The organism is Halocynthiibacter sp. (genome assembly GCF_049608145.1).
Classification (GTDB): domain Bacteria; phylum Pseudomonadota; class Alphaproteobacteria; order Rhodobacterales; family Rhodobacteraceae; genus Halocynthiibacter.
Map to the genome: position 1 here is coordinate 58543 of NZ_JBMYXF010000008.1, position 24486 is coordinate 83028.

Consider the following 24486-nt stretch of genomic DNA (forward strand, 5'->3'; position numbering starts at 1 on the left):
GCAGGGCCTTGGGTGTTCGCGTTATTCGGTATGTTCAGCCCGCAGGCTGCAGCGGCACGTCAAGCGCCGATAGTATTTCTCCGCAGCCAAATAATGGCGTGTCGGTCAGAAACCCGGTTTCACCCGGGCGGGCAAAGCTGACGGGGGACTGGTTGTAACTTGTCCAAGCTTCCTGGTTATTGCGAAATTCACCACGGCCGCCCAGGAACAGGTTGAACTCTTCCAACACATATTCCTGTCCGCGCACTTCGAAAACTTCTTCGCCGCCGGTCACTTCGCGCAGTTCATAATCACTGCCCAGCAAGGCCTGGCCATCAATCACGGCATCAGCCCCGTTCAAACGATCAAAGCCGGTGATATGTTGTTCCAGCACACCGCGACCAGGAAAATTCAGAACCTGAACAAAGTCATAGCTGTCCACACCATTTCCCAGCAGGTCACTCATGGATTGGCTGTCTTTTTCAGGCTTTCCCATGAACTCTTGGCGACCACTGATCAGGTTTTCGGAAAACAACCAGCGATATTCATTGTCCACTTGTGATACATAGGTGGGCCCGTCCTGGTTCAGAACGTAACGCCATTTCACCCCAGCCGGATCGCTTTTGCAGCTCCAGTAATGTTCCACTTCACAGCTGACAGATTGCACGGTCAGAAAGGCATTGCATCCCTCAGGCGGGGTTACGTTTCCGGCCTGTGCCGTTCCTACCATGCACATCAGTGCACATGTCGAAAATACGGATTTCATGTTCATTTTGAAGTCTCCCCGTCGCTGTCCAGAACACCGAACATTTCAACACATTGCTGGCGCGTCATCACCGTGCGCCCTTCCCCGGCATAGGCAAAACTATCGGGCTTGTGATCGATGTAAATTTCACTGTTCATGGTGAACCCATTGGCCTGATCAAACAGACCCAGCGGGATTTCATAGTTACCGGACCATTTGCTTTCCATCGTGACTTTGAACCAAAGCCCCGTCCCACAAGTCTTGCACCAGGCACGTTCGGCCCAATCAGAACTTTGCAAACACGAGATATGATCTTCACCGGTCCAGGTTACATTGCCTTCAGGCACCGAAACCCCAAGCAAAGCAGACCCCGTCCAGCGACGGCACATTTCGCAATGGCATACACCATATTCAGACGGCATATCACGGGCGGTAAAGCGCACATTGCCACACATGCATTTGCCGGTCTGTTCTGTCATCGCTTTACCCTCCATTTACTTCTGCCAGATTTCAGTCAGCGTCCCTGACATGTTAAGATTTCAACCCCTGCATCCTGTATGCATAATGTATGCATAGGTTGTGCATAGGTTGATTACATCACTCTGCAGCCACGCTGGCTGACTCGTTCAGGCTTTCTAGAATATTGGCGGCTGCATCGCGACCATCCCGGATCGCCCAGACAACCAGGCTGGCACCACGCGCGATATCACCCACGGCCCAGACCCCGGACAAACGTGTTTGATGCGTTGCACCATCGGTCAGAACAGTGCCCCAGCGGGTCACTTCCAGCTCTGGCGTATTCCAAAGTGTCGGCAGATCTTCTGGCTCAAACCCAAGGGCTGTGATCACCAGATCGGCCTCTTCAACATAATCCGCGCCTTCGATCACCTCAGGGCTTTGGCGGCCAGATGCATCCGGCGCGCCCAGACGCATCTTTTGCACCATCACGCCATTCACCGGATCACCGGCAAAGCCTTTGGGCGCGGCAAGCCAGACGAATTCCACACCTTCTTCTTCGGCATTTGTGGTTTCACGAACGGAACCAGGCATATTCGCGCGATCGCGGCGATACAGGCATTTCACAGATGTCGCGCCCTGACGAATTGCGGTGCGCACACAGTCCATCGCCGTGTCTCCGCCCCCGATCACAACCACTTTCTTACCAGCAGCATTCAGGGTGCCATCATCAAATTCCTCAACATCATCACCAAAGCTTTGGCGGTTGCTGGCGGTTAGATAATCCAGCGCCTGCACAACACCATCAGAACCCGCGCCAGGTCCCTGTAAGTCACGGGATTTATACACACCAGTCGCCAGAACCACGGCATCATGTTTGCCCCGGATTGCGTCAAAGGAAATGTCTTCGCCGACATTACAGTTCTGGACAAATTCCACACCGGCCTGCGCCAGTTGGTCATTGCGGCGCATGACAATATCTTTCTCAAGCTTAAAGCCAGGGATGCCATATGTCAGCAAACCACCCGCACGGTCATACCGGTCATAAACCGTCACCTGAAGCCCGGCGCGACGCAGCATATCCGCCGCCGCAAGACCGCCTGGGCCTGCGCCAATGATGCCGACAGACTGATCACGTTCACGACGCGGGATACCCGGCGTAACCCAGCCGTTTTCCCAGGCGGTGTCTGTGATATATTTCTCAATCGCCCCGATGGTCACTGTTTCATGACCGGATTGTTCTATCACACAGCTGCCTTCACACAGGCGATCCTGCGGGCAAATACGGCCACAGATTTCCGGGAAGGTGTTTGTCGCCTGAGACATTTCATAGGCTTCGCGCAAACGGCCGGTTGCTGTCAGGCGCAGCCAATCAGGGATGTTGTTATGCAGCGGGCAGTGATCCTGGCAGTAAGGCACGCCACATTGGCTGCACCGACTGGCCTGCTCTTCGGCCTTGGCCTTGGCGAATTCGGCATAGATCTCATTGAAATCTTCATTCCGCACGCTTGCGTCACGCTTTTCAGGCATATCACGTGATACATCTGTAAACTTCAACATAGGGTTCTCTGCCATGGCTCATCTCCGCTGTGGTCCCGCCCTTCTATACAAGGCATTATCGGTTTAAAAGTCATTATTGCTGACCTATATGTGAAATTTGAAGGAAAATTCAGCCAAATCACGTAAGGGCGCGGCAAAATTAGGTCACTAATCAATACCTATCTCTTTGCTTCCCTTTCGAATCAACCAGGTTACCTTTAGGGAAAACTGATTCGAGCACGCCAATGTCCCTATTCCACCTGCTTCTCGTCGCCATCATTCAGGGCCTGACAGAATTCCTGCCAGTATCCTCCTCTGGTCACCTTATCCTGCTGCCCGTCCTGACGGGGGCACAAGATCAAGGCCAGATCATCGACGTCGCCGTGCACCTTGGCACATTGGTGGCTGTGGTGATTTTCTTCTGGCGCGAAGTGTCCGAAGCCGCCCTTGGCCTGCCCCGCCTCGCCCGCGGTAAAATCGACACCCCCGGCGCGAAACTTGCCCTACTTCTGATCATCGCCACCATTCCCGCCATCATATTCGGCCTGATGCTGAAACTGACGGGCGCGGATGACATGATGCGATCCATCAAAGTGATTGGCGCCACCATGATCGGCTTTGGCATTGTGCTATATTTCGCTGACCAAAAAGGGAATACCACCCGAAAAACAAAAGACTGGGGTTTTCGCGATGCCATCGTCATTGGCTTGTGGCAGGCCGTTGCCCTGATCCCTGGAACGTCTCGATCCGGTGCGACCATCACCGGCGCACGCATCCTTGGCTTTGGCCGTGAAGACGCGGCCAGAATTTCGATGCTGATGTCGATCCCAACCATCCTTGCCGCGGGTGGATTATTGGGTATCGAAGTTGCGGCGACAGCCAATTTACAAGCCGTAAAAGATGGCGCGATCGCAGCCGCATTTTCATGCGTCGCGGCCTTATTGGCCCTGACATTAATGATGCGCCTGCTGCGCAGCGTCAGCTTCACGCCCTATGTGATCTACCGTGTGCTATTGGGTGCGGCCCTGTTGTGGCTGGCATATGCCGCCTGATCAACCACGCAGGTTCGCGGCTGAATCACGGATGTCATCATATTGACCAGATGGACGATACCGCCACAGATAATCCGGCAATACACTGTCCATGCGCACGGGTTCGATCCCCAGATCTGCAAGGGTCTTCGCGTCTTCCGACACGGTGTTATCTGTGCTTAGCGCACGCAACTGATCACGCGTCATCAGAAAGTTCGGGATTGCCCCGAGGGACACAGTTTCAATGAATGACAAAACCGCTGCTTCGATATGGGCAATGAACATCGGCAGACCAAAAAGAATGCGCTTGCGATAGGACACCTCAAGCGCCTTTTCCATCACCTCACGGAACGTGACAACTTCAGCGCCCCCCAATTCATAGACGCCAGACGCGGCTGCACCGACAACCCCGGCAACCGCAGCCTGCGCCACATCATCAACATAGACGGGCTGCAACTTTACGCCACCGGCAACCACCGGCATTACCGGGGCAAAGCGGGACAACCCTGCAATCTTGTTAAAGAAACCATCTTCCGCACCGAAAACAACTGAAGGGCGCAGGATCACAGCATCGTGGAAATGTTCCAGAATCGCAGCTTCGCCCTGTGCTTTTGTCACCTGATAGTTGCTATCGCTGCTTTCATCCGCCCCCAGCGCGGACAAATGAACCAGACGATCAACCCCCAGATCTGCCGCAATACGTGCAATGCGCCCCGCACCATCAACCTGGACCGCGCCAAATGTCTGTCGACCACGTTCATCCAAAAGCCCGACGCAGTTCACCACCGCATCCGCACCCTGCATCACCGCACGAACAGAGGCGTCATCGCGAATATTGCAAAACACCGGTTCAACCTGGCCAGGCGCCCCATAGGGTTTCACATGCATCGATTCGTTCGGACGACGGCTTGCAACCCGCACACGCCAGCCCTCTTTCGCCATACGCCGTGCGATATAGCGTCCGACAAAGCCGGCACCGCCGAAGATGGTGACAAGTCTGGTCATTGGGTATCCTCCGGGAAATTCCTAATTACCGGAATAACGCCCCCGCCCCACGCAAACAAGGCGCAAAGCCGCGCAGGCGTCGGAAAATCCGTCAAGTTCACCGGAATTGCTTAGCACGTCCATGATTTTGAGGTGCCGTCATCCCGCACGGCCAAAGAATTCACCGAAATACTCAAAAACACAGCTTTTCGCATTGACACCCCCCGCCCACAGGTCTAAATCCGCCCTCACCAACCCGTGCCCAGATGGCGGAATTGGTAGACGCGCTAGCTTCAGGTGCTAGTGTCCGTATGGACGTGGAGGTTCGAGTCCTCTTCTGGGCACCAACAATTCCGTAATTTCAACATAAAATCAATACCTTAAGGTAAGTGCGATTTTTGCAAGCCACCTTTTGCGCCACCCTGAAATCTGCGCTGTGGTGATGCTTTATGTTCCGCTATGATTCCAGTATCCTAAAACTCCTCGGACCGTGGGCAACTGCAACCGGGGCATCGCGATGCTCCTTATCTTAAGGAGACATTGTGATGAGGATACTGTCAAAACGCGATCTGAAGGAACTGGTTTTATATTCGCCGCAGCACGTTGCGAGACTGGAGAAGGCAGGCAAGTTTCCCAAAAGGGTACAGCTCGGCCCAAACCGTGTCGGATGGGTGGAAAGCGAAGTAATGGACTGGCTCACAGAACGGCTAGAGTTACGCAGTAACCAAGCAAGCTCCTAACGGAGCGGCGGCGGCTCGTTTGCGCAAATTCGGGTCGCCGTTTTTCACTATCACAGAATTGTGATCAGATTTCCATAACTGAACATTCAGCCTCATAGATAATTTTATCTCAATATAGCAAACGGTTACAGGGGGTTTTGTGACCTGTAGCGTGGTTTCCATTCTAAAAATGGAGACTGACATGAATATGCAAGCGACCCTTTCACCGCGTCCATTTGATCCTGAGTTGAACGCTGCTGTTCTCGATCAGACATGACGGTGTTGCCCAGATTTTCAGGTGAGTGATGACGCGCCATCAAGCTTTTCCGGGCTGAACAAACACATGAATTCAGGCAAACCGTTGATCGTGGCGCGGGAAGGATCTGAAAATACGATTTTTGGTGATCGAGACGTCAACTTTGCCTTTCGGGCATGGCACGACTGGTGTCATTGGCGGGGCGGCTATGATTTTTCATTCCTCGGGGAATGCGCCACTTGCCATATGCAGGTTCAGCAGCTGAAAGAGCATTATGGCAAAAATCACCAGACGGCGTATTGGATTGAACTGCTCACCGCCGAAGTCGTCGGACAACGGCAGTTTTACGAGAAATTCAAGACTTACATCAGTGACCAACGCGCCTTTGCGCAGGCTTACCTTCAGGATCCTGGTTTGGCGCTTGGGCGGATTTGGTAGAAGGGGTGAGGCAGATATCAAAGCCCAGGAATTAAAAGCGGTCAGAGGGAACTCTGGTCGCTTTTCTCATTGGGCTGCAGAAGCGCTTCAAGAGCCTGCAGCCGCAGTCCAGCTTTCACAGCAGCAAATACCTCGCTGCTGTCAGCATGTCGCTGTACGACCTTCAAATCAGCCGTATCGGTAAATACCGACAAGACATAGGGGTCACTTTTTGTGGGGTAATCCGGAAACATTGCTTTGATCGCTCGAGCCGCGCGGAAATTGCGATAGATCTGATCAATCACCAACTTGGTTGGTGTGCGGTGATGCAGTTCCAAAAGATAAATCCGTGATCTTCCATCATGTGTGATGCCCAAGATGCCATCGGGGGTGCAGTGTTTACGCCCTGTGACATCCCATACCAAGCGGTTCCGACTGGGTGGTCGCCCATGCAGCTTCTGGCGATTGGGATCGGCCTGATAATAATGCTGCCAGAAGTCGACCTTTGCGCCCACGCGAGCGGCCCATTGGCGGATGGCAATATGGGCTGACACATAGTGGCGGCGATGATGGAAATCGTTGGAAAGCTGTTCGTGGGGGGACGGAATCCAAAGGTCTTCGGCCTGAAGGTCTCCATCACCGTTCTGAAATTCCATCTCAAACTCCCAATAGGAGCGATCTAAACCTGCTTGGGTCAGATAATACATAAAATGGTTTTTACCCGGCTTGTCGCTCAGATCCCGCAGGCCGTAAGCGAGACTATCGCACAAAAACGCCGATTTGCGTTTGCCTCTCGGAATGATCTCTTGGCCGGTCTGTTTGTCACGTTTCGGGGCCAAATAGGGCATGGCGTGATTGTCCAAACTGCCCACAGATTTCGCCAACCCCAGTTCCACCATCTGCGGTTTGGTCAGATAGTGGAAGTAACAAAGAGCCCTGAGGATCTTAACGGCAGCTGGAGGAAGGTGGGTCATGGTTTAATCATTATAACCTTTGTCGGGCGCAAGGGGGCTGAGATGATCACTTGCGCGGGTTTGCGGACTCGTGGCGTTGCCATCAAAGCGTTCCGAAGGTAGCGCTGAATTGGCACGGTAGTACCGTTTGAGTTGAATGGCACGCGTCTCGGCCCATTCCGCATCGGTCATATATCGATCTGCGTTTTGTTTGCGCCATTTCGCACCTTTAAAAATCAGATTGGTGTCGGTGGTGAACTGGCGGGTTTTGATCGGTGGTGCGCCCTCGGCTCCGCGCGATTTGATATGGAACTGGCCAACCGTTTGGTTTTTGAGCAATACTGTTTCATCAAGATCTTTGGTTTTGCTGGTCAGATCGAAAATACTGTTCATCGCGGCCAAGTTCTTGCCTTCACAAAACCCTGCGATTTGAACGCCTAAACCTTTGACAGCCTCTAGAATATCTGCCGGAAACTGATCCACATATTGCGTGGCCAGCGTCAGGTTAAAGCCGAATTTCCGAAACTCGTTGATCTGCTCTGCGGTTTCATGGCTGACCAGATGCTGCGCTTCATCGATGTAAATATGAACTGGCGGATACTCTTTGATCCGGCTGAAATCGCGCTTCAGCACCGCCAGCATGATCTGTGCCATGATAAGTTGGCCGATCATGGCCGTGACGGGTTTGGACAGATCCTTGAAGGGCAGATTAATGACAATGACTTTGCGCTGTTCAATCAATTCGCCAACATTGAAAGTTGGTGGGTTGAGCAACATCCGCTGCAGCATTGGTGCGGCGATAATTCGTTCGATCCGGCCATACAGCGCACTTTTGGCCATACTATATCGGCTGGACATGAACTGATGCTCAAAATGACGCTGTACGCGAGAGTTCACGGATCCCTTCAGGGCCGCTTCTAGGATAGGCGGTGGATCTGGTGCCAATTGGCCTTTCTTGGGCGCTTCAACGGCCAGTAAATCCAATAAGTCGGCCAGATTAAACTGATCGTGTTCCAGCACTACATGCGCACAGTTGCGACAGAGGCTTTCCATGTTTCCGGTGGTGCTGGCTTCCATGTTCCCCGCCATCATGCGCAACGCAGAACCATAGAATTCGGCTTCGCGAAACAGGTTGTCGGGCGATTTATCCGGCGTGTTTAAAAGATCGGGGCACGGCGTAAAACCCGCATCTAGAGTTGGATCAATATAAACAAGCCGATCACTGCCATAGTTCGGCTTCATCCGCGCTATCTCAGGGGCCATTTCACCATGCGGATCGATCACCACGATGGTTTCGCGCGCATTCGGTTTGTTCAAATAATGCCAAACCCGCTGTTTGATCACCTCAGATTTACCGGAACCATGGTTGCCCACAATGAAAGTGCCGTATTCCGCCGCAGCTTCGGGGATGGGCAGGCACCGTTTTTTACTGAGAAACGCCGCCACCGCATCCACAGGCGTTTCACCGTCGGGTGATGCCTCCAATCCAGCCAACGCATGCTGAGCGTACCCCAGATAATGTGCCAAACCATAACCGAAAGATCGGCGGATCTTATCGGTCTCTGCGGCGGTTTTCTGATACGTCTGTAGCGTCTGTTCATAGGATTTATAGGCTTGTTGATAGCGATAAGCCCGCGCGATCTGGCGCTCCTCGGGACTGTCATAGGAAATGTGGGGCGGATCAAATTGTGGGTCGTCTGGATTGGGCGCGATGGGACGCTGATCCTTAGCGTTTAGGCAACGCTGAACCTCGTCATAGGTCAAAAATTTTCCAGATGTCCGCGCCACCTTACTCATGGCCTCAACGGCTAGGACGACGGCGTTTTCCAGTTGCCAGTGTCCCACAATGCCATCGTTCGCATTCACGGGGAGACCGCCCATATCGACTGGTAAGTTATCGACCTGTTGCAAGGCTCTTTCCAGCGTGGTCAACATATTTTGACACCCCTCATTCCTGCCATCAAGTTTTACACAAAATGTCCTTAGAATATTCCTTAGTTTAGCCCTGAGAAAAGCCCCCTGTCTAGAAAGTCCGTTTTATCAGTCATCGATTACACTTAGGGGGTGTTTAGACCTTTAACTACCAGCTCATTCTTGAGCTTGATCTCGTTCACCGTCCCATGTGTGCGCTTCATTCCCTCAAGATCAAACAATCTGATACCCTGCCGTTGGCAAAAACGGTGCCATCTCAACTGACATTGTATGAGTGATCTGCCACGCCACCATCGACGTCTGGACCTTCAGATTTTGCCCTCGCGCGCCAGTTTTTCAAGTGTGGCATTGATCTTGGCTTCTGCGACATTACCAAACTCACGCATCAGGGTGATCTTAAGGCGCTCTTTGAATTCGAAATTATCTTTATCGAGTTCGTTTTTATGGCTGAGCGTCATCCGTTCTTCTTCGGACATCGTGCGGTCATGGTATTGATCGCTGGTCTTCGCCTCCATGCTTTGTCGATGGGTTTGTGCCGAAAACTGTTCGGCGATAACGGCATCAGCTTTCTTCTCAATCAGCCGCGTTTCCAGCCCCAACACTTCCGCATCAAGCGCCCAGAAATGCCGGAACATATCATCCTGCTGTTTGACTGCGATTTGCAGCGCTTCCAGGCGCAACTGCTGACTATTCTTAAACTCGTTGTATTGTAGGTCGAGTTGGCGGTTCTCAATATCCAGCTCATGGGTCAGGCGTGTGAGGGAGCGTTCATTATCACCGCGTAAACGCTCCACCTCAACATCGAACTCGTCAGCACGGATATGCCGTTGATCGTGCAACTGTGCTTGTAGTCGAATTTGCTCCAAGCGGTGTTGTTGACGCGTCTCTAGTTCGTTTTGATCGGCCATGACTTATTCCAACTCAGCCTTGGCTGCGCCCAACCGCCCGGCAATATCCGCTTTAAATCGGGTCAAGACATCGCTTTGTTGTTCGTATGCCGTGGCCACCATGGCTTCCATATTTTGGGAAATCTGCAGCAGGTCTGCGGCGCGCTGGTTATTGGTTGATTTCAAAAGCTCGAATTGGGTGAGCAGGTCGGCCATTTGTGCCTGCAGCTCGCCATGACTGGCGGTAATTTCCCCGAGCTTCGCCCGAAAGGCTTCATTCTCTGCCAAAACCTGCTGATACATTTGCTTGTAGTTTTGATTCTGGGCGGCAGAGACGCGTTCGTCCCGGTCTTTTTCATAACGTCCTCGAAAATCCATCACACCCTCACAAATCTATTTTGGGATCACTCCCAGATCACAGAGCAATTCTCTATCTCTCAACATTGCCTCATATATGGTGCGTCCCTCAATAACTTTCTCAGGGGCGTGAAGTTCGTTTGCGGCGTGAGCGGCCTCAAAAACTGCGGTCAAAAGTTCATGATCACTTTTCCCGCGCAGATCGGCCACACGGGCTCGCGCCAACCTGAACGTTTGCCAAGTCGCCTGTGTCCGCTCAAAGGCTTCAAGCATTTGGCGGGTCTCTTTTGAAAGATTTTTGCGGTTTTTGCGTGTCGCCTTCACATCTTCTGTCGCATCATCCCACGTCCATTTTTTATCGTCGGGAAGCTTGTTATACGCTGCAGACAGGATCTCACGTTTTTTGCTGATCGCTCGCTTGGCTTCCAACATTAAATCAAAGGTCCAAATGTTGGCCAACTCTCGAAAGCCATTGGCGGTGTTGTGTCCAGTCGTCAGCAATTCATGGGTGACAAGCTCTGAGCAACCAAGGGTTTGGGAAAGATCTGTTGCCGTCATGGGGAATACTGAAAAGAGGCAACCCGCCGCCGCGCCTCTGATGGGATAACTTCAAAATAGCGATCCATTGGGCGCAATGTCATATGCGGACCAGGGTCTTTTTGCAGACGCCATAGATTTCGCACATTAAGGATCTAGTCACCTGCCGATCGTCCCATTGTTTTTTCTCGGATTATATTCGTGACCCCTTCGATAATCAAAGCTATGGGGGCACATAAGATGATCATGAAAGTTGTCTGAGGAGAGAGCCAGGTCGCGAGTTGAACTGCTTTTTGAGGATCAATTAAAAGCAGGGCAAATAAGTACATATTTGGTGTAGAGCCAGCAAAAATACACACGTAGAACGCCGTTCTAAAATGCTTGTTCGGGTGTCGTTGGTTTATAAAAACTGTAACTAAACCAGCCAGAAAAACTGAGCCTACAACTATGTGCCAAGTTTCCAGCGGAAGTGAGGAGGTTAATTGCAAAAAGAATAGCAATGAGCCGGATGCAGCCATCGTACTCAAAAAAATCAGTACTAATGTAGTCGCTGGATACCTGACGACATTTGCAAGCTTTTCACCATAAGTAGTACTATCCGCCTCAGTTAACGAAACCGGTGCAGGCTCATTTATATGATCGGGGTTTCCTGATGTAACAACCTCTGGCAATCGAACCTTAATCTCTTCTGCAACCGCGCACATATCCCTCATGACAGAAAGGTTTTCAATTTTTCCATCATTAACTATTGTAATGCTTAACTGATGGGCATCATACCTAGCTGTTTGAAGGGAAGCAACTTGACTAAATAGTCCTTCTGCTAAACTTTCCGGCAGAATATTGTGTTGTCGTAAGGAGTTAAAGAACTGAACTAGATAAGCAATCCCACTTTTCTTCTCAACGAAGACATTTTCTCTTAGAGCTGTAAAGGTTTTGTGCTTTGTTGCGATAGGAGCGTGAGAAAGCTCCCCAATTCTTTCAATCATACGATCAAACACGCTAGTTTTAAAGTCGACTAAAAAGTTCGGGGAATCAAGTTTTGAAGTGTCATCACTGTATGCTGACCTTATCACTTGGGCAATTTTTTCGAGCGTGCTAAAAAATTCGGTTAACTGTGTTAATTCATCCACCAATGCACTCAGTGCGTGGTCCACCTCTTCGTCTGTCACTGATTGCCCCAATACTTCCTGTAAATTGCTTCATTCGCCCGCAATAGAGTGTGAAACAGTCTCCAGCGTCCTTTCTCTCCAATAGTCGGCCCTAGCCTTAAGCTGAGCCTTTCTAGCGGTGGCGGCGGCAAACAGAACAGCTTCCTTGGTTGAAAGTTGCTTTTTAGTATCTTCTTCAAGGGAGTTTTCGTTTGGAGACTGGATTTTTTCTTTTTCCATAGCTTATTATATACGGCATGAGAATACTCAAACTTTCCAGGTAAATAAAGTAAATCCCGTAGTGAAACCTCCTGAAATGTGTAAAAGTAACACAATGGATTTTTCGGGCGGATCATTTGACTGCGAGAGCGAAGTCAGGCCTCTTCTTTGCTGTGCAATTTGAAGGGTTTTATTTACAGGTACAGGTCTGAGCGTGCCGCGCTCCTTTCATCCATCTTGGCGATCAACTCGCACAGTAAAAAACGCTGCGGAGGGTTGTATCCTCCCAGCGTTTGTTGTTTTTTGCATTGTAGCTGGGTTTTACAAACGACGAATTAACAAGCCGCACGATCACTCGTTTCGTTGCCATTGACGCCCCCTGCCCATGCAACATGATTTTCATATTGCGACTTCTCCATGACCCTTCCGAACAATTGTCGAAATGAAGGGCTTTGTTCCGCAATCAACATAGTGTCATCTCTCCGGCTTGGCGAGGGGGGGGGCGTAATTATTTATGAATACCTTGCGTTGAGTGGTGTGTTGTTCCGAATTATAATGAAAAGTTTATAGCATTGGGCGAAAAATCTATCCAGCTGGGCTGTATGCGACAGTATGCCTTGTAGACGGTTTGCAGCTTGTTCATTCGACACAGTTAACTGCTCGAACATCTAGGCACTGCAGATTCTGAATAGCATTGCTTTGGTGCTGGTATTGTTCGGAACTACATGTATGCTCTAGCTAAAGCTTATTGCTGCGCAAGGAGGGGGGATGTCCCGTAGAAAAGAAATTGCCGAAGAAGTGGGCCTCCAGGTTGGTTGGTTTTCGCAACTTTGCTCAGAGTTAAATGTAGAGCCCAGCTCTCTCCGTGAGCGGATGAAGGACTTCAAAGCAAAAGGTGACGTCCCACAGGACCTGTTGTCAGCCTATCCGACAGAGCGTGGCATCGAAAAGTTTGGTTCGGGGAAGGGGTATCCTCAGAATAAGACGATTGATTTTATTTTGACTTTTCTTAACAGCGACCTCAGCGGAGATATACTGGAAAAGTCAACGCGCCAGCAATGTGACCTGACTTTTGTACGTTTTGGGGTGGCAATCATCCGTGAGAAGCAGGGCCAACACTTTTTGGCAGTGACACGATCTCTAGATGCCGAAACGTTGCGCCGTAAGGATTACTGGGAGATGCGCCAAGATCACATCAATGGCGTCCTTTGTGGAACCTATTTTTTAGCCCGTCCCAGCCTAACGAGGGCAGGCAACCTCTACAATGGGAGTGTTTATGGCGAAATTCTTCACATTAAGAAAAGCAAAGTCTCTTCTCCGGTACTGAATGCTTATTGGTGGCGTTGGAGCCAGCATAATACGATTTTTTATGTTGGTAATCTCTTTATTACAGCAGGGTTCCTATACGGTACCTTTGTTAACTATTCGACAGATGAAATCATTAAACCCGCAAATCTCAGTATCGCGGTTTCCCCCACGCGACGTGAGGCGATACCACAGTTTGTCCTAACCGGTTCCTTAATGGGAACTAATTACAGCCAGGACACGATTATCAACTATCCGTTGGCCCTACGAAGGATGCAAAATTCAGAGATCCCTGAGCCTCACATCTATGACATGAATACCGGAACAGAAGGCGTGACCCGAGACAACTTTTCTGTGTTTGCTAATAAGTGCTTGGAGAAGCTAAGCGATAGCCATTTCAGCGAGAGCTCTTTTGACTATATGATACAGAATATTTCTGAGTATGGTGCCCTAGAAATGGCCCGAAAACGAACCTAAATCATAGCGTTCAACGACGACGCAACATCTCCACCCGATCATAAGCCCGCGAGCTTACTTCTCGCGGGCCAATCCATTGATAGCCAAACTCATAGTGTGGCTTCGGCTCTTTGTGTAAACGTTCATAAATTTCTAATCCGTCGATAACACACCTTGGGTGGGGAAGGTCATCGTTTGCATGTAGGTGCTTCAGTACGTGAGATAGGTAATCTTCAGGTAATATGTCAGGCGCAAACAAGTCATGTAGATATAGGAACTCCTGTTCTGCGATTTTCGCGTCACGAAACGCATCCCACACCGCTTTGACTGAGCGTTTAAAGTCCAGTTTGACTTTGGCCCGACGCGCTTTCTGCATCAGCTCAACCGCTTTTCCTTGATATTTGTTTTTGCTGGCGGTTTCCCACTCGCTGTTGAGGGTATAGGTTTGCGTCAGTAGTTCGGTAGAATAAGAATCACTCAACTTGACAAAAGCTTCAGCCACCCGAGTAGCCGGTTCCCTTGCATAGCATTCGATGTGATTTACGTCCAAATGACGTGGTGAAGAAATCCGGTTCATGCAATAAGGGTCGTTCTCAATTGTGTTAAGAGGCGAGGTAATCCCTTATTCTACTGATCTTATTTTTACCGTCAAATATTTGGTGTTTGACTGTGTTTTGGGTAAGGTTTAGGCGGCACAATTGGATTTGAACGATATATGTGCATCCAGCACGTCGGCGAGGGGTAGCAGCAGATCCGCCCATCTGATCAGCTCATCAGTCAAAGTGTTCGACCCGAATACAGTGCTGCCCACCAGACTGTTTTTTTCATTTTCAGATACGGACTTATCCCGCACCAGGACTGAAATCTCGGGTGTTCGATTTTTAAGGTCATCGAGGTTAACTGGTCCCGTGAAGATCAAAGACCAAAATAAACTGCGGATTGGTTCTGAGGGGGCGTCGATCAGAACCTCATCAAGGTGTTCGACCAAATACCGCGCCCACTTGATCACGCGGTTCATGTCGTCTTCTGTGTATTCTTCGTGGTCACGTTTTGCTTCCAGCAATTTTATACGTTGCTGAAGATCTTCATATTCTCGTTCGAGTCTACCAATGATTAGGGGGCTGGACGCGATTTTTATCGATTCAAAAATCCCGTCGGCTTCATCTCGAAGGGCTGAGATTTCTCGCCCTTTCGCGGCAAGATGTTTATTCAAGCCCCCAACACGCTCAACCCACACATTTCTGATATGGGTCTCAAATCTTGCTGCTGCATCTGAACTGAGAGTGAGGTTCTTCAGTATTTTCTTCAGATGGTTTTCCATCTTATCGCGGCCCAAGGCCACATGCTTGTGTCCTCGATTGCAGTGGTAATACCCAAATCTTTTCCCATTTTTACTTTTGGAAAAACTGGCTTTTACTGATTTTGTGCAGCTGGGGCATGTGAGGTAGGGTTTGAATGGGAAGTCAGGTCTTTCTCGGAGATAGGCACGTCTTTCCGGCGTGTTTTTTAAATCTAGAATACTCCACTCGGTTGGGCTGTCTGCATCTTTGATCAACCGCCACCGCCCTTTATTCGCGGCATTCCATAGATCGATTGAAACAATGGCCTCGTGATTGGCAGGAACAGGCAGGTGGTGTGTCCATTTTTCTTGAATAAAGCCAGCGTAAACAGGGCGCTCGATTATGAGTTGCGCATCGCGTGGTGTAAGAGGTAAGCCGCCCAGCGTCCCGATGATTTTGCCGCCGTCTTGGCTCCACTTTCGCCGTGTTCGCGATCTATATCCGAGACTGTTCAGTTTATCGCAGAGCGCCCGCGCATCACGGTTGGCTGCTTTCTCTTCGAAAATTTTTCGTACATACCATGCTTCATCTTCAAATATCGACTTTGAGGGCTGAGGTTTTCCAGATGCATCGATAATTCGGGAGTTTTTGAAGCCATACGGCGCGACCCGATTTGTCCGACCTTCTTGTGCATTGGCAATTAGGATCGGAATTGTTCGGCTGAGGATCTTGCGGGCCTCATCTTTTGCCATTTGAGCTTCAAGAACTTCGGCTTTTTCCGAAACAGCAAAAACAGACCAATCATAGGTAAAGTCCTGTCCAAAAGAGCTGCCAGTCCCCTCAAGTGTGTTGCTATCCGGTTGGATAATCCCTTTCACATCAACGATGTCGCATCCAACGGATTTGAAGCGGCTTTTTATGGCTTCATATTGAGCAGCACCTGCACGTGTAAGCCGGTCGATGTCATATACAAGTAAATACGGAATGCGTGTGTCGCGGACCATTTCATAGGCTTGGTCAAGGCTGGGGCGATCCTCTTTGCGACCTGAATATGCCTCGGTTAGAATAAAAACCCGATTTTTTGGCACGCCAAGGCGTTTTTCAGCGCAAGCGAGGCCTCGTCTGATTTGGTGTTCGGGGCTGTCACTTTCCTGTAATTGCTTCGTCGTAGAAATTCGAACCAGCAGGATGCATTCATATGTTGATTTCATCTGTATGATTAATTGAATTTGCAGCGAAAAAAGAGTCAATCAAATGCCCTGCGGCTTGCTTGAGCAACGGGTCTAATTCTTGCAAAGTGATACTTTCAACCTCTGCGGAACCGATATTTTTGCAACTCATAATTTATCATAAGCTCAGAAGTTTGAAATATGTCAATGACTTAGGTTCATTCAAACTTAATCTTCAGAGGGGGGGGGCAGTATCGAAAATAGGCGCTACTTCAATATATTCTAAGTCTCGCTTTTTCGGAAAGCGGAACCTGGCGGCAGGTTGTTTTGACCTGTCGGCTCATTTTGACATACTGAGATTGCTTCTACGAACACTCGGCCCTCTTAGCACTTGAAAATACACACAAAACGCGCTGTTTCAGAGCAATATAACGCACGCTTTCCGAAAAAGCGGGCCGGTGGATGTGCTGTCTTCTCACCCGAACAACATGAATGCCCCCTGGAACAAAGACCGCGCTGTCGGTCAGAAAAAGCCGTTTTCGCTTCAAGATATCAAAACCATTACCCAGCACCTGCAGCGTGAAAAACGCTACCGAGATTTGACCCTGTTTTGTCTTGGCGTCGACACGATGCTGCGGGGCTCGGACCTGCTGCGCTTGCGGTTGTCTGACGTCATGCAAGCGAACCGGCATCCGAAATCAGAATTCATCTGGAACCAACAGAAAACCAAATCGCCCGTAGTGGCCGCGATTACGCCATTCACCCAATCCGCGATTTGTGCTCATAGCGCGATCGCGAAATTGGACATGGATGATTTCTTATTTGTGTCTGATCGCAGCGCAAACCAACCGTTGAGCACCAATTATCTACGGCGTTTGGTCAAGAAATGGGCCGACATCGCGGGGCTGGAACCAGCCGAGTATTCCAGCCACAGCCTGCGTCGCTCCAAACCATCGCATTTGTATCGTGAAGGTGTGCGCCCTGAAATGCTGCAACTACTGCTGGGCCACAAAAGCATCCAATCCACCACAGCCTATCTCGGGATCGAGCGCAACGAAGCGCTGGATCTCGCCCGAAAATATGATTGTTTTAAGGAGGTTTGAAATGCCCAAACATCACAAAACCACAAATCGCCAAACGCCCCCAGATGGTAATAAGCGTCGCAGCCCTATTGGCCTTCTTACTGGTCAACTTACCCCTATGTCAAAAGTTTTTTGTCAAGAAAGTTTGACAAAAACAACATCTTGGGTAGAAAATAAGGATAACATAACTCCTCAAAAAATGGGTGCATTCAATCGGTTGGCACAAGCGGCGGCTTTATCTGCAGGGTTAACCGGTGCAGCCGAAGCGCAGGAGCAGCAGGGCACAGTGGTGTTGGCCGCGACGACGGAAACCACGACCCAAGTAACCGATTGTGTTGGGTTCGTGCGGGAACAACGTGATTTGGCCCGTGATACAGGGATTGCCTTGAGCCGTAGTGATCAAAAGACATTGTTACACGAATGCCGAAATGGTGAGTTAGCGGATAGATTGGCCGAACAAGAAGCTATTTTGGCTGATTTGCGCATCCGATTTAATGAGATCGTGGAGCAATCGGAAGACCTCCAGATAACGATGAATGCCAATGCGCAGATTATTGACGAGAATAACACTGTTATTGCCCAAATCGTTGCCATCAATGGGCAATGGGTGATCCAACGACAACTTGAAAATCAAATCGAACAAAGCCAAGAAAGACAACAAGCGATGCTTGATGAAGCGGATAGAATTTTGGCAAATTACTTGAAAGAGAGTATTTCTTAATTCTTAGAGATTTGAAATTATTGTTTAATTCTGCTATAATAAGTGGAATTTTTCATGATGTCAGAAACTCAATCGGCATACGTAAGCATAGAAACACTGACCGCATCAGAGACCGAACGACTGGCCGAGCGGGATGCCGCCTGTGCGGAAACCTCAGCTGATTTACAACATTTGCAAACAGAATGCGTTGTCGGGGCCGAAACTGCCGAAGCCCGAAACATCCGTCTGGGAGAGTTCGTCGAGGCGCATTTTGCCGATGTTTGTCCACTCGAGTTTAGGGATGAGGCGACCCAAGAATGTCAGTTGTTTGAGGATGATTGCCGTGAACTTTTTGAAGATCCTACTTTGCTATTGTCTGAAGATGATGCCACCGACCCAGAATTCAAATTGAGGATCTCTCAACTGAGTCAGAAGATTGAGAACGATGCAGAAATTGCCACATTAACCGATGATGTTCGCGAACAAGAAACGGTGTTGGCTGATCGCCAAGCTTCTTTAGCAAAGCAAGAAACGACCGTCGCAACCTCAACAGCAGAGCGAAATCACGTAGCCACAGAAAATCCAGATATCCCGAATACGGTTGACGGCTCAGCCGCTATGCTCAGGCAAGAACAGCAAGAAACCACTCAGCTAAGAGCATCTCTCGGCTTGGAGGGAAATATGGAAGAGGCAAAAAATAACGATTTAGGCCTAATTAGTTCGCTGGACCAGTTAAGAACCGAGCACGGCACCATCGGGGCTTTGCACATGCTATTGAAACCTGATGCATTGCAGACACCAGAGATGCGAGAGAAAGTCCAGCGCACCTTGGTCATCGCGGACCAACTAATAAACGCCGTACCAGGTAAGGCAGATGTTGTTACACAGCTTTTGGACCGTTCTAGCATCAACCTGATGGCTGATGCACCTGCGGCCATTTTCGCAGGATTTTTGGCAGAAACCGATAAGTCAGACGATTTGACCGAAGCCGAGCGAGAAGAAATCCGCAAAGTGATTGGTCAGGCAGAAACGGACTTTGAAACGGGGTCTGATGCCAAACAGATTGCCCGCAGCAAAGAACAAGTCATTGACCCTGAGACCGGGAAAGTCATCAGCGAAGAATACATCCATAACAGTGTGGAAACTATGGCTGAACTGCGCCCTAATCTGGGAACCTACATGCATGGTGAACGAATGATTATCTCCACCAAAGACGGTATGTTTGATCGTGATGTCACCGGCTGGTCACCTGAAGATATCGGGCTTTTGGCGGAAACCATGGACATGTACCGGTTCACCGAAAGCAAAGGGATCACCGGCTTTGTGGAAAGTATTTCTAACACTCATCTGCAGACCATCACCAGCGGTCCATTTGATCGGCGGGCGGTACTTGATCTACGCCAAACTCTGAATGCGCTGGTCGGCGGCGGCAAAGGCTACGATGGTGAAGTCTTCTTGCCGGAAGAAAAAGGCCTGCTTCTGACCACGCAAATGCGCGCTTTCACCGATGACGACCAGGTTATCGAATGGCACAATGATGAAGCTGATAGTCAGCGGATTTTGCAAGCAATGGGAATGCGCGATGCAAGCGGACACCCGAACCTAGACGTTATTCGAGCCTTCGGGGCCTATACCCAAGAAAACCTGGGGGCAGAGGTGCGTCGAGCGGATGCACAGACCCATTTGCACGGGTTATTTCCTGATGTTGTGAAGCCCGTGGCAGATCAAAACATGGCGGCCTGATAAGTATTGGCAGAAATGTAAGAGATCAAACTTAGGGGTGTGAGGCCTCAGCTCTCATCTTGTTTGAATTGCGTTTCGGGAAAATTTACGCAGAATAGCTATGACATGACAGATCGTATCGACGGCATTTGGGGGCTGCGGGCAGATAAAGACGGCAGAGTTCGGGGGAACCTACGCAAAGGTGAACAAGGAATCTTGATCGAAGAAATTCTTCCTCATGCGGGCCGTGGGGATGGTTTTGCGGATTTAAAAGCCAATTTAGGAGGCGATTTGGGTGGGTTGGATTTAAAGTAAAATGCAGAAAATTTGCGGACGTTGCATTCGGGGCTTTTTTCGATAGACTGTCATCAATTGTTAGAGGTAACTAATATGAAGAAATTAATTATTTTTGGTGTTGTCGCACTTTCCGCGTGTATGGCCCCCTCAACAAAAAACGTTCAACAAACCAATACTGGTGACTGGACGGGAATAGAATACATCAAGACCACCGCAACTGATGCAAATTCAGCGGGGACCTTTTATTTCGACTGTTTGTTGTCCCAAGTAGCTTTGCAAGAAATCCAAAATCAACAAGGTTTAAAACGGTTCACAAAGCCAGAGATGATTGACGGGGCTATTAAGAGTTGCCGCCCAACGGGGAGGCATTATGCAGAAAAAATTCTTGAGGAGACAGCTAACCTAGACCGCAGGTATTACGCAGAAAACATCAGAAAATTCACGCTGCCTGACATTGAAAGTTACTCGCGTGATCGACTTAATGAAATAATGAAGTAGTGTGAAAATCAATTGAGAGGGTTAGGCATTGAGAAAATTTCTGATACTGGCGGTGTTCATAGTGTTTCCAACGGCAACTTTGGCGAACATATCCGATTTGGAACAAGAAAATGGTGCAATAGCCATTAAAGCCTTGGGAGATGAGAAGCTTACATCGGTCCTCCTAGACACTCGCCTGAATGAGATGTCAGATAGATTTAGTTCTGTAGGTGCGCTGGTGACATTTTATATCAGCCCATCATTTTTAGACGCAGTTTCCCTTATCCCCGATGATTTTTCTCGTGGGCACAACTTGGGCCCCGCAATTTCGTTGATTTCATCGTTTACAGCTTTTGCATCTACAAAACAGGTTCTTGAAGCTAACGATATTATGATGGATTTTATTGATAGTCATTTGCGAACAGTCCAAGTCGACAATGCTATCAGTAATTTCATGTCGCAAATTTCACCAGCAAATGCTCTGATACAAAGTGGGCAAATAAAAGGGCCATAATCGCCATCTGCTCAAAGTGTTTGTGCTTTAAGCAGGTGAACTCACTCTACTCTTGCTCGAGCCTCGATGCGAATGTTTCTATTTTTGTCGATCTTTCAATGCTATAGGCTATGAACAACCAATCGTTTCGGCTGTATTTCAGGCTGTGGAAAGACAAGTCAGGGAAGCCCCGAGGATGCCTCCGCAAAGGTGATCAAGGAATTTCGATCGAAGTAGTCTTTCCTCATACAGCCCGTTCCGATGGTTTTGCGCGCTTTCACCGATGACGACCAGGTTATCGAATGACACAATGACGAAGCTGATAGTCAGCGGATTTTGCAAGCAATGGGAATGCGCGATGCAAGCGGACGCCCGAACCTAGACGTTATTCGAGCCTTCGGGGCCTATACCCAAGAAAACCTGGGGGCAGAGGTGCGTCGAGCGGATGCACAGACCCATTTGCACGGGTTATTTCCTGATGTTGTGAAGCCCGTGGCAGATCAAAACATGGCGGCCTGATAAGTATTGGCAGAAATGTAAGAGATCAAACTTAGGGGTGTGAGGCCTCAGCTCTCATCTTGTTTGAATTGCGTTTCGGGAAAATTTACGCAGAATAGCTATGACATGACAGATCGTATCGACGGCATTTGGGGGCTGTGGGCGGATAAAGACGGCAGAGTTCGGGGAAACCTACGCAAAGGTGAACAAGGAGTTTTGATCGAAGAAATTCTTCCTCATGCAGGCCGTGGGGATGGTTTTGCGGATTTTCCGCTGGGCGACTATATCAAAGTTTCCATGCTATGGTTGGCGACGGCACAACAACATACCCAAAGCCGAAAATTGATCCGAGAGGCGGGCCTTAAGCCTGGCGAAAAAATCGAAGTTCCTATGGATCCGCTTGATCTTGAAGCCTACGACCTTCTGACAGATGAAGGGCTGCTGGATTACGACCGGGTCAAAGATCTCTATGGCATCATTGCCATTTTGTGGAATGACGGCGATGTCGTTCAGCCTGTTTCAGGTTTGCTGCATCCAATTTGGAAAACCGGAGATTACAGTCCCGTTGAGATCGCCACACAGCTGATGTTCACCAGTCGGGCGGAAAACAGCACAGGTCTGGTGCAGAGCAAGGCCTTTCAGTTCGCCAACATCCTTCAGTCGGCCTATCGGGCGCATCAAAACATCCCGCTAGATCAAGCGTTGTCGCGAGCAGAAGGCGATCAGCTACTTGAGAAATGGACATCTGCGACACGGAAACAGCCTTCGCTAAAGTCGCCTGACGCCTGTCATGACGATTATTCTGCCCTAGGGATCATTCGCCATGGTGAGTACGATCAAGCGCAGATCGAGCGGGTGCTTCGGTTTATACTGGACCCAGATTCGCCACGCAGTTTTGCCCAAACGTACACCTTTGCAAAGCCCTTTATGGATCAAGAGAACACCGTCGAACAAGCCAAGGTGAAGAAGGCTTTGAAATCTCGAAAAGCAGAACGAAAACGAAAGAAATTGGGGCGAAAAAGGCGGTGACCGTTACCGTTAATCCCCTAGAACGTAGTGAACGCTACGCCCTTTTCCGACTTGTTTGATCAGACCTTGCTCTAAGAGATAGGCAAAGTCGTTTTTCCGTGCGCCTAGGCTGCGATTTGATATTTCGCCATACTCGCGCTGAGTTATAGAGCTATTAGCAGCAATGGCATCGAGCAACACCTGATGGTGCGGTTCTAAGCGTGGGCGAAGTGTAGGTAGCGATTTTTGTACTCGCTTCAATTCATCCAAAATGCCTTCGGAAAAATACACCAGCCAATCACTAAACCGTGCCGAAGTACCCAAATCATAATAGTCGCCTTGTTCGCCGACCATCTGGAAATAGCGCGTTACATTGCGATTATAGTATTCTTCGAATGAGAAAATCGGGAACACATCCAAACCGCTCATGCCCAGTATTGCGGTGGTCATGAGCCGTGTTGAACGACCATTTCCGTCCATAAAAGGGTGAATAAGGACTGCTTGTTTGTGGAACAGCCCTGCCAATAAAATTGGATCCAGCTCCTCTAGGTTTGCATTCAAAAATGCAAAAAGATCTTCGCAGAGCTTTGCCACATCCTGATGGTCGGGTGGCATGAAAGCAATGTGATCTTGTTGACGCGGGTCGCGGATAATCACGGGTTTCTGGCGGATCTGTCCGACATCAAATGGGTTCTCCATCAGTCCGTCGATCACCATCCCCTGAACGGTTTCAAAGGTGTTGGTCGAAAGCGTAAATCTTCCCGATTGCACTTCCTGCTGCACCCATTCGAGGGCGCGATTGTAATTGAGGATTTCCCGTTCGGTATCACGAGCCTTGGCCGGAGCCGATTTCAACAACCGCTTTACATCTGTCAGCGGCAAGGGATTGCCCTCAATGCTGGTCGAAGCGAAGCTCGACAAAGCCCGTGCCGCATGAGTTAGACGCGCCAATTGCGCATCCGGCAGCTGCCGCGCCTTGATCGTGCCAAGTGTTTCTCCGATTTCTCGGATGGTGCGCAACAGGCGCGGATGAATGTTGTAATTTGGATCCCACATATGGCCAAATAATAGCCAATTAGTGGCCGATTAGCAAATTTATTTGAGGGTGTTGAGGTTGTGATTTTGGATAGCGGTGCCTATCCAGCTGAGATCAACGTTACCTGTTCCCATCGGCGGTAGGATAGTCTTTATTGTTGCTAGAAAAAAGATACTATGTAAATCGTGTTTTGGATTGAAAATCCATTTACCCCGAGCAGAAATGACAATGCCAACAAAAATTAATAGACGGTTTGCTCCAACAGAGGAAAAGACGCTAAGCGATCCAGACTACCTTTCGTATTTCGGCGATCAGCCTCATGGCGTCAAAAAGTGGTCAGACTTGTTAATGATGAGCCCAGTTGTTGTGCTCGGCGAAGGACGTATAGGGAAGACCTTCGAATTCGTGTCGCAAGTTGAGCAACTTGTCCGTCGTCATATAAAGTTGGACATCAGATTGGCTTGAGCACAGGAGGCTCTGGTTCGTTTGTGTGATTGATTATGCCGCTTGTTTTTGATGTTGCAAGCGGCGTTGTTTGATTGTCTGTTTTTTGATCTTCTCCCTTTCCCTCAAGATGGCTTTGTCGCGCCCGAAGTAGACGTCGGCGGGCGTGACGTTGTTCAAGCTCTCGTGGTAGCGCTGGTTGTTGTAATGCTCGACAAAAGCCCCGATCTGACGCTCGAGATCGCCCGGTAGGTAATAGTTTTCCAGCAGAACCCGGTTCTTCATGGTTTGATGCCAGCGTTCGATCTTCCCCTGGGTTTGCGGGTGGAACGGTGCGCCACGAACATGTGTCATGTTTTG

27 protein-coding genes and 1 tRNA gene are annotated in these 24486 nt (G+C 49.5%); 13 read left to right on the forward strand and 15 right to left on the reverse strand.

Annotation, left to right across the window (positions count from 1 at the left end; genetic code table 11):
* Positions 1-34: 34 nt before the first annotated feature.
* The 3 genes from ACPGUT_RS04430 to ACPGUT_RS04440 form a co-directional block, all read right to left on the reverse strand.
* A complete protein-coding gene (locus ACPGUT_RS04430; RefSeq protein WP_423989110.1) occupies positions 35-751 on the reverse strand; it encodes a hypothetical protein in 717 nt (238 codons plus the stop codon).
* Positions 748-1203, reverse strand: a complete 456-nt coding sequence (locus ACPGUT_RS04435; RefSeq protein WP_423989111.1) for a GFA family protein — start codon at positions 1201-1203, stop codon at positions 748-750. Before ACPGUT_RS04435 ends, ACPGUT_RS04430 begins: the two co-directional genes overlap by 4 nt.
* A 118-nt stretch (positions 1204-1321) precedes the next feature.
* Entirely contained in the window at positions 1322-2755 is a 1434-nt protein-coding gene (locus tag ACPGUT_RS04440; protein WP_423989112.1) for an NAD(P)-dependent oxidoreductase, read from the reverse strand.
* A gap of 209 nt (positions 2756-2964) precedes the next feature.
* On the opposite strand from ACPGUT_RS04440, the gene ACPGUT_RS04445 reads away from it, so the two are divergent.
* Positions 2965-3771, forward strand: a complete 807-nt coding sequence (locus ACPGUT_RS04445; protein ID WP_423989113.1) for an undecaprenyl-diphosphate phosphatase — start codon at positions 2965-2967, stop codon at positions 3769-3771.
* Here the strand turns inward: ACPGUT_RS04445 and ACPGUT_RS04450 are convergent, their stop codons facing one another.
* The gene (locus ACPGUT_RS04450) at positions 3772-4755 is read right to left on the reverse strand and encodes a complex I NDUFA9 subunit family protein (protein ID WP_423989114.1); all 984 of its coding nucleotides are present in this window, start codon (positions 4753-4755) and stop codon (positions 3772-3774) included.
* 239 nt (positions 4756-4994) lie between these two features.
* On the opposite strand from ACPGUT_RS04450, the gene ACPGUT_RS04455 reads away from it, so the two are divergent.
* The 3 genes from ACPGUT_RS04455 to ACPGUT_RS04465 all read left to right on the forward strand — a co-directional run bounded on the left by ACPGUT_RS04455 (position 4995) and on the right by ACPGUT_RS04465 (position 6147).
* Positions 4995-5081, forward strand: a tRNA-Leu gene (locus ACPGUT_RS04455).
* Between the two features lie 198 nt (positions 5082-5279).
* Entirely contained in the window at positions 5280-5474 is a 195-nt protein-coding gene (locus ACPGUT_RS04460; RefSeq protein ID WP_423989115.1) for a helix-turn-helix transcriptional regulator, read from the forward strand.
* Between the two features lie 277 nt (positions 5475-5751).
* Positions 5752-6147: a hypothetical protein gene (locus tag ACPGUT_RS04465; RefSeq protein ID WP_423989116.1), complete on the forward strand. Its 396-nt coding sequence runs from the start codon at positions 5752-5754 to the stop codon at positions 6145-6147.
* A gap of 41 nt (positions 6148-6188) precedes the next feature.
* Here ACPGUT_RS04465 and ACPGUT_RS04470 read toward each other — a convergent pair whose 3' ends face one another.
* The 7 genes from ACPGUT_RS04470 to ACPGUT_RS04500 form a co-directional block, all read right to left on the reverse strand.
* Positions 6189-7100 (reverse strand): hypothetical protein, encoded by a 912-nt coding sequence (locus ACPGUT_RS04470; protein WP_423989117.1) that lies wholly within the window; start codon positions 7098-7100, stop codon positions 6189-6191.
* Between the two features lie 3 nt (positions 7101-7103).
* Positions 7104-9014, reverse strand: coding sequence for a helicase HerA domain-containing protein (locus ACPGUT_RS04475; RefSeq protein WP_423989118.1), 1911 nt, complete (start codon positions 9012-9014; stop codon positions 7104-7106).
* A 305-nt stretch (positions 9015-9319) separates the two neighbouring features.
* A complete protein-coding gene (locus ACPGUT_RS04480; RefSeq protein WP_423989119.1) occupies positions 9320-9919 on the reverse strand; it encodes a hypothetical protein in 600 nt (199 codons plus the stop codon).
* Between the two features lie 3 nt (positions 9920-9922).
* The gene (locus ACPGUT_RS04485) at positions 9923-10276 is read right to left on the reverse strand and encodes a hypothetical protein (protein ID WP_423989120.1); all 354 of its coding nucleotides are present in this window, start codon (positions 10274-10276) and stop codon (positions 9923-9925) included.
* A 15-nt stretch (positions 10277-10291) separates the two neighbouring features.
* Positions 10292-10813: a hypothetical protein gene (locus ACPGUT_RS04490; RefSeq protein ID WP_423989121.1), complete on the reverse strand. Its 522-nt coding sequence runs from the start codon at positions 10811-10813 to the stop codon at positions 10292-10294.
* 134 nt (positions 10814-10947) lie between these two features.
* Positions 10948-11961, reverse strand: a complete 1014-nt coding sequence (locus ACPGUT_RS04495; protein WP_423989122.1) for a hypothetical protein — start codon at positions 11959-11961, stop codon at positions 10948-10950.
* A 30-nt stretch (positions 11962-11991) separates the two neighbouring features.
* Positions 11992-12180, reverse strand: a complete 189-nt coding sequence (locus tag ACPGUT_RS04500) for a hypothetical protein (protein ID WP_423989123.1) — start codon at positions 12178-12180, stop codon at positions 11992-11994.
* Between the two features lie 747 nt (positions 12181-12927).
* Here ACPGUT_RS04500 and ACPGUT_RS04505 point away from each other — a divergent pair.
* On the forward strand, positions 12928-13941 hold the full coding sequence (locus tag ACPGUT_RS04505; protein ID WP_423989124.1) for a hypothetical protein: 1014 nt from the start codon (positions 12928-12930) through the stop codon (positions 13939-13941).
* A gap of 10 nt (positions 13942-13951) precedes the next feature.
* On the opposite strand, the gene ACPGUT_RS04510 is transcribed toward ACPGUT_RS04505, so the two are convergent.
* Together ACPGUT_RS04510 and ACPGUT_RS04515 are read right to left on the reverse strand one after the other, a co-directional pair.
* On the reverse strand, positions 13952-14422 hold the full coding sequence (locus ACPGUT_RS04510; protein ID WP_423989125.1) for a hypothetical protein: 471 nt from the start codon (positions 14420-14422) through the stop codon (positions 13952-13954).
* Between the two features lie 183 nt (positions 14423-14605).
* Positions 14606-16450: a recombinase family protein gene (locus ACPGUT_RS04515; protein ID WP_423989126.1), complete on the reverse strand. Its 1845-nt coding sequence runs from the start codon at positions 16448-16450 to the stop codon at positions 14606-14608.
* A 377-nt stretch (positions 16451-16827) separates the two neighbouring features.
* Between ACPGUT_RS04515 and ACPGUT_RS04520 the strand changes: the two genes are divergently transcribed.
* From ACPGUT_RS04520 to ACPGUT_RS04555, 8 genes are all read left to right on the forward strand, one after another.
* Positions 16828-17472, forward strand: coding sequence for a tyrosine-type recombinase/integrase (locus ACPGUT_RS04520; protein ID WP_423989127.1), 645 nt, complete (start codon positions 16828-16830; stop codon positions 17470-17472).
* Between the two features lies 1 nt (position 17473).
* Positions 17474-18172, forward strand: a complete 699-nt coding sequence (locus ACPGUT_RS04525; RefSeq protein WP_423989128.1) for a hypothetical protein — start codon at positions 17474-17476, stop codon at positions 18170-18172.
* Between the two features lie 54 nt (positions 18173-18226).
* Positions 18227-19894, forward strand: coding sequence for a hypothetical protein (locus ACPGUT_RS04530; protein WP_423989129.1), 1668 nt, complete (start codon positions 18227-18229; stop codon positions 19892-19894).
* Positions 19895-19999: 105 nt separating this feature from the next.
* Positions 20000-20188: a hypothetical protein gene (locus ACPGUT_RS04535; RefSeq protein ID WP_423989130.1), complete on the forward strand. Its 189-nt coding sequence runs from the start codon at positions 20000-20002 to the stop codon at positions 20186-20188.
* 75 nt (positions 20189-20263) lie between these two features.
* Entirely contained in the window at positions 20264-20668 is a 405-nt protein-coding gene (locus tag ACPGUT_RS04540; RefSeq protein ID WP_423989131.1) for a hypothetical protein, read from the forward strand.
* Positions 20669-20696: 28 nt separating this feature from the next.
* Entirely contained in the window at positions 20697-21161 is a 465-nt protein-coding gene (locus ACPGUT_RS04545; protein WP_423989132.1) for a hypothetical protein, read from the forward strand.
* A gap of 330 nt (positions 21162-21491) precedes the next feature.
* Positions 21492-21659, forward strand: coding sequence for a hypothetical protein (locus tag ACPGUT_RS04550; RefSeq protein ID WP_423989133.1), 168 nt, complete (start codon positions 21492-21494; stop codon positions 21657-21659).
* Between the two features lie 105 nt (positions 21660-21764).
* Positions 21765-22667: a hypothetical protein gene (locus tag ACPGUT_RS04555; protein ID WP_423989134.1), complete on the forward strand. Its 903-nt coding sequence runs from the start codon at positions 21765-21767 to the stop codon at positions 22665-22667.
* A gap of 9 nt (positions 22668-22676) precedes the next feature.
* Here ACPGUT_RS04555 and ACPGUT_RS04560 read toward each other — a convergent pair whose 3' ends face one another.
* Positions 22677-23702, reverse strand: a complete 1026-nt coding sequence (locus ACPGUT_RS04560; RefSeq protein ID WP_423989135.1) for a Fic family protein — start codon at positions 23700-23702, stop codon at positions 22677-22679.
* Positions 23703-24180: 478 nt separating this feature from the next.
* A partial coding sequence (locus tag ACPGUT_RS04565; protein ID WP_423989136.1) for an integrase core domain-containing protein occupies positions 24181-24486 on the reverse strand: 306 nt, incomplete at its 5' end.